Genomic DNA, 986 nt, shown 5'->3' with positions numbered 1-986 from the left:
CCGGCTAAGTCTCTAGCTCTTCTGAAATTAGAGCTTAGCTGCGATGTGGTTAGTCCAAAAACAGGGTTACTTTCTTTGTCTAGCTGCTCTAAGATTTCCATCGCTCTAGATGATAACGGAACACGTCTCTCGCCCGCATGAGTCTTTGATTTTTTAATATCGAGCACCCTACCCTCAATATCTTCCCATTCCAGCAAACAAATCTCTTGCGAACGCAAAGCAGTCTCTAATGCAAACAAAAGAGCGCAAGCAACTCTTTGCCCGACCGTTGAAACTTTAGACTCAGGCACATACCCAAGAGCAACCAACATCGCATCTATTTCTTTGTCAGTGATTAATCTATCTCTTGGCGGCGTTTGTTGCGGCCACTTAACGCTGGATACAGGGTTTTCTGTTATCCAGCCCCATTCCTTATGCGCCGTACGGAAAACAGATGATAGCCACGTCATATCACGGTGCACAGTGTTTGGCTTAACTTGCTTACCAGTTGCTGGATTTAATGACTTTAAACGACGGTCACGCCAATCTGCTATATCGATTGATTTGATATCAGACATTCTTTTAGCGCATAACTCTGGATTGCTTCTAATAAAATACTTAATGCGATTGATTTCGCTTTGTTCAGCTTTTTTCTTTGGCGAAACCTTTTCCATGTAGTCGTTAAGTGCATCAAGCAATGTTTTGTTTTCTGCTACTGGTGTAGATAGCTCAACTGTTTTCGTTACGATCCATTCCTGGCACTCTCGTTTTGTCGGGAAAGATGACGTGTATCGTTTGCCGTTGTGCCTAAACTCAACTCTATATCTTTTGCCTATTTTATAAATACTTGCCATTTTTTGTGTGGGATTAGCTGTGTGATTTGTGTGGGATTTATCTTTAATTTGCTTTGTTTATAACAAAAACAAATTAAAACCACAAGCTGAAACCCTTAATTATTGGGCTTATTTAGAATATAGGCAAAACAGATTAAAATAGATGGTGCTCAC

1 protein-coding gene is annotated in these 986 nt (G+C 40.6%); it reads right to left on the bottom strand.

The genetic code is table 11. From position 1 onward, the window contains the following. Nucleotides 1-833 (bottom strand): tyrosine-type recombinase/integrase (locus HMPREF3179_RS02000; protein ID WP_070469484.1); only part of this gene is annotated, 833 nt, incomplete at its 3' end. Nucleotides 834-986 lie beyond the last annotated feature (153 nt).

This window comes from Oligella sp. HMSC09E12 (assembly GCF_001808505.1).
Lineage (GTDB): Bacteria > Pseudomonadota > Gammaproteobacteria > Burkholderiales > Burkholderiaceae_B > Oligella > Oligella urethralis.
Note: the sequence above shows the minus strand (reverse complement) of the source record. Positions and strands in the feature narration are given on the sequence as shown.